General features: G+C 74.6%; 6 protein-coding genes and 2 pseudogenes. 5 read left to right on the forward strand and 3 right to left on the reverse strand.

The window, feature by feature from the left end:
• Nucleotides 1-145: 145 nt before the first annotated feature.
• Nucleotides 146-577: a DUF2267 domain-containing protein gene (locus ACFVYK_RS37815; RefSeq protein WP_389781272.1), complete on the forward strand. Its 432-nt coding sequence runs from the start codon at nucleotides 146-148 to the stop codon at nucleotides 575-577.
• Nucleotides 578-647: 70 nt separating this feature from the next.
• Here ACFVYK_RS37815 and ACFVYK_RS37820 read toward each other — a convergent pair.
• Nucleotides 648-824, reverse strand: a pseudogene (locus ACFVYK_RS37820) (spore photoproduct lyase family protein); the annotation flags it as partial.
• Nucleotides 825-930: 106 nt separating this feature from the next.
• Between ACFVYK_RS37820 and ACFVYK_RS37825 the strand changes: the two are divergent.
• Nucleotides 931-1,152 carry a hypothetical protein gene (locus tag ACFVYK_RS37825; RefSeq protein WP_389781273.1) on the forward strand — a complete coding sequence of 74 codons (222 nt, stop codon included), beginning with the start codon at nucleotides 931-933 and terminating at the stop codon, nucleotides 1,150-1,152.
• Between the two features lie 63 nt (nucleotides 1,153-1,215).
• Here the strand turns inward: ACFVYK_RS37825 and ACFVYK_RS37830 are convergent, their stop codons facing one another.
• Nucleotides 1,216-1,698: an SRPBCC family protein gene (locus tag ACFVYK_RS37830; protein WP_389781274.1), complete on the reverse strand. Its 483-nt coding sequence runs from the start codon at nucleotides 1,696-1,698 to the stop codon at nucleotides 1,216-1,218.
• Between the two features lie 143 nt (nucleotides 1,699-1,841).
• Between ACFVYK_RS37830 and ACFVYK_RS37835 the strand changes: the two genes are divergently transcribed.
• Complete coding sequence (locus tag ACFVYK_RS37835) at nucleotides 1,842-2,375, forward strand: alpha/beta hydrolase (RefSeq protein WP_389781275.1); 534 nt, start codon at nucleotides 1,842-1,844, stop codon at nucleotides 2,373-2,375.
• A gap of 79 nt (nucleotides 2,376-2,454) precedes the next feature.
• Nucleotides 2,455-2,880 (forward strand): DUF6003 family protein, encoded by a 426-nt coding sequence (locus ACFVYK_RS37840; protein ID WP_389781276.1) that lies wholly within the window; start codon nucleotides 2,455-2,457, stop codon nucleotides 2,878-2,880.
• 109 nt (nucleotides 2,881-2,989) lie between these two features.
• Here the strand turns inward: ACFVYK_RS37840 and ACFVYK_RS37845 are convergent.
• Nucleotides 2,990-3,286: pseudogene (locus tag ACFVYK_RS37845) on the reverse strand (hypothetical protein); the annotation flags it as partial.
• Nucleotides 3,287-3,328: 42 nt separating this feature from the next.
• On the opposite strand from ACFVYK_RS37845, the gene ACFVYK_RS37850 reads away from it, so the two are divergent.
• On the forward strand, nucleotides 3,329-3,706 hold the full coding sequence (locus tag ACFVYK_RS37850) for an ArsR/SmtB family transcription factor (RefSeq protein ID WP_389781277.1): 378 nt from the start codon (nucleotides 3,329-3,331) through the stop codon (nucleotides 3,704-3,706).
• Nucleotides 3,707-3,761: the final 55 nt, after the last annotated feature.

A 3,761-nucleotide genomic window follows, 5' to 3' on the forward strand; every position in this document is an offset into this window, starting at 1 on the left:
CTACGAACCCCAGCCCGCCCCATCAGCTTGACGAGACCCATAGGGGCACCCCCCCTTCCGTGACCGAGCGACGTCGGCGGCCGGCGGGCGAGCCCGGGCCGCCGACGCGCACCCGTCGCAGACGAGAAAGGCAACCGCGTCACCGATGTTTTCGCTGCAGGAACGCCCGTCCGCTGTCGGCACGACGTTCGAGGAGATGCTGGAAAGAGTGCGGTACGAGGGCGCGTACCCTACCCGCACGCGGGCCGAGGAGTCCGTGCACGCCGTGCTGGCCGCCCTCGGACGCCAGGTCACCGGGGACGAGCGTGTGGAACTCGCGGCGCGGCTGCCGCAGCAGGCCGCCGTCACCTTCATTTCCGAGATCCCCGCCACGGAACCCCTCACCGGCTGGGGCTTCGTCAAGGACCTGGCGTCCCGCACCGGCGGTTCGGCCGCCGCCACCCGCTGGGACGCGGGCACCGTCCTTCGCGTCGTGGCCCAGCTCGCCGGCGAGGATCTCCTCAGCCGGATCCTCGCCCGACTCCCTTCCGGATACGCCCTGTTGTTCGGCCGCGCGGAGCTCGTCCAGGCGGCCTGAAGCGTGGGGGAGCGGGCGGCACGGCGATGCGGCGGCCGAGCAGCCCTCTCCCGGCCCGGCCGGCCACGGCTCAGAACGCGTACCGGATGCGCAGCCAGGGAGCCCGTCCGGCCACCAGCGCACAAAGCCGCTCCACCGCCCGCGCCTTGCCGGCGCCGGCGTAGCGGACGTTCAGCGCGCCGTTCTCCGAGCGTTTGGTCTCCTGAAGGTCCGGCCGCCACAGGACGTCCTCGGCGCGGGGGTGCCACGATCTGCCGTCCGCGCGCGGAGGCGGCGGCCGCCGGTTCGGCGTGGATCTCCCGCACGGGCAGCAGCCGGCGCGCGGTCTCGGAGTCGCGGAAGGACGGTCCGGCATGGCCCTGGACCCCGCGCTCGGGGCCGAGGGCGTCGAGTCCGAACAGGGCGTCGGAGTCGTCGGCCCCTGCGGTGGACGGGTGGTGCATGGGCTCTTCCGGTCGGTGCTGCCGGCGGTCCTGTGGGTGCTGGGGGTGGGAGCGTCGGTGCTCGTCCCGTCGCTGTGGCTGCTGTACGCCACCTTCCAGCGGGGGACCGCCGACGAGCACTCTCCGCACTGAGGCGACGGCCCCCACGGCCCCCACGGCCCCCACGGCGCTCACCGGGGCGAACGGGTCGGGCGGTCAGCGTGCTGCGGCCCTGCCCTGCTGGAAGCGTTCCGAGCGCTCGGACCGGTCCTGTTCCTCGCAGACGCGGGCCAGCCGGGCCAGCATCGCGCGGTGCCGCAGCTGGATCAGCGCCTCGGCGGCCGCGTTGTGGAGCCGCCCGCTCGCTCCCTGCAGCGGGTGTTCGTCGACGATCACCAGGCAGTGCTCGCCCCACGGACGCAGCTCGAGGGCGATCCGCGCCGTGCCCAGGACGCCCGCGTGCGCCTCCAGCTCCAGCTGGGAGCCTTCCTCGCAGTGCCGCACGACCGTCTCGTTGGTCAGCCGCAGCGGGCCGACCCGCACCTCGTAGGCGATCGCCGCGCCGACCTGCGGCCACTGCCCCCGCACCGGTTCCGAGGACGACGTTCCCACCACCCAGTCCGCATAGCGACTGCCGTCCGAGAGGACGGCCCACACGGTCCGCGGACTCACCTTGATCAGACGATGCCGTACCGCCACACCACACCTCCAGGACAGCGGGGCTCGGTCCCCTGCCAAGTGCCCGGCCCGGCGGAGACCAATCGGGATATAGCGGACCCGTCCGCCCCGACCGGGGTTGCCCCGAGGAGCCGCGGTGGTGCCGGCCCCCCACCCTGTGCACCGTGGACCAGGCCACCCGGGGACGGCGCGCCGAACCGGACGCCGACCTCGCGAACACCCTGGACTTCCTGCTGAAGGACGGCGACGGAGCATCGGCCTACGGCAGCGTGCAGACCGCGATCCTCGGCGGTGACGCGTCCGCCCCGCGCGACCCCGAGGTCTACTGGCAGGACGTCCGGCGCAGCCCGTGCACGCCATCCGCTGATCGGGATCCGCTGATCGGGCCGTTCACCGATGACATGGCCCCGTGCGCCTTCTGGGACCGGCCGCGGGAGCGCCCCACCGCCGTGCGGCCCGACACCCCGGCGCTCATGGCCAACGCCACGGGCGACCCCCGCACCACGTGCGCCGGTGCGACCGCGATGCACGCCGCCTGGCCGAGTTCGCGCCCGGCCATGGTCGCGGGGGCGGACCGGCACGGAATCCACGGCGCGTACGGCGACGACTGCGCCGACCGCCCGGTCAGCGCCTACCTGCGCACCGGACGACTGCCGGCCGCGGACGTCACCTGCCCGGGGCCCCGGCCCGGACGGTGATTCCGTCCCCGCGGGGTAAGGGGACGTGGACCGGCTGCCCCTTCCACGCGGCCGCACCTCCCCGGAGAAGGAGCTGAGCATGACCGACGACGCCTACCTCTTCCTGCTCGACGACGCGACGACGACGCTCGGCGTTCCGCCGGCCGCCGTCGGCGACCTCGCGTGCATGGACACCCCCGCGGTGCGGGCGTGGCTGGCCGCCCAGGGAAGCTCGGCGACGTCCCCGGCCCTGCGTCTCCTGCCGCCGGAGGAGACGGGGGCCCTCCCGCAGGGCGCGGAACGGCTGCCGGTCCCGCTGAGCGACGAGGAGCTGTCCCGGGTGCGTCGTCACCTGGCCCCGGCGGCGCTGGCGGGCGTGGAGGAGGAGCTCCTCGCCTACCGGGACTCCGCCGACGGCAGGGACGACCTGATCGGGCGAGCACTGGCCGCCGGCGTGCCGCCGCACCGCATCGTGGAACTGACCGGCGTGGATCCCACGACGGTGACGGCGGCCGCCGACCGGTGACGACGCCGCCGCGCCGGTGACCACGAACGCGCCGGTGACCACGGACGCGCCGGTCGTCCCGGGCGCCGGACGGCGGGGCGGCCGCGCGCCGACCGGCGGACGGGCCGCATCACGCGCCCGGTCCCGGATCCGGCCGGACGGCCGACTCGATCCCGGCGCGGGCCGCTTCCAGCTGGGCCGCGAACGCGATGCCGAGGAACAGCGCGACGGCCGTCGGGTCCGCCCACAGCGGCAAAGCGATGAACGCGGTGAGCGGTCCGTACAGGGCGCCGAAGGCTCCGCTCTTCTGCACGCACAGGGCGAGCAGCCAGGTGGCCGCGACCCAGAGCAGGTCGTTCCCCGTCCGGCCGCCCCGTGAACGGCCCGGTCCGACCTGCTCTGCCCCAGGTCCCTGCATCGACCACCGTCGACATAGACGTGCGTGGAATCTCTGTGCCACCATGCGGGAATGCCGAACACCGAGGTGCTGCCGCTGCTCGAGCCGGCCTCCGGCGAGAGCGCCGCGCCGTGCTGCCCGCCGCTGACCGAGCGACCGTTCACCGCCGACGAGGCGGACGCGGCCGCGCGGATGTTCAAGGCGCTCGGCGATCCCGTCCGCCTGCGGTTGTTGTCGTCGGTCGCGTCCCACGAGGGGGGGGAGGCCTGTGTGTGCGACATCTCCGACGTCGGGGTCTCCCAGCCGACGGTCTCCCACCACCTGAAGAAGCTCAAGGAGGCCGGACTGCTCACCTCCGAGCGGCGCGGCACCTGGGTGTACTACCGGGTCGAGCGGCCGGTGCTGGCCGCGATGGGCAAGCTGCTGACGACCGCCTCCGCCGTCGCCTGAGCGCCGCTTCACGCCTCGCCGGCCGACGGCGGACACGGCGGGCCCGGACCAGGCC

It is taken from the genome of Streptomyces sp. NPDC058291, assembly GCF_042880855.1.
Classification (GTDB): Bacteria; Actinomycetota; Actinomycetes; order Streptomycetales; family Streptomycetaceae; genus Streptomyces.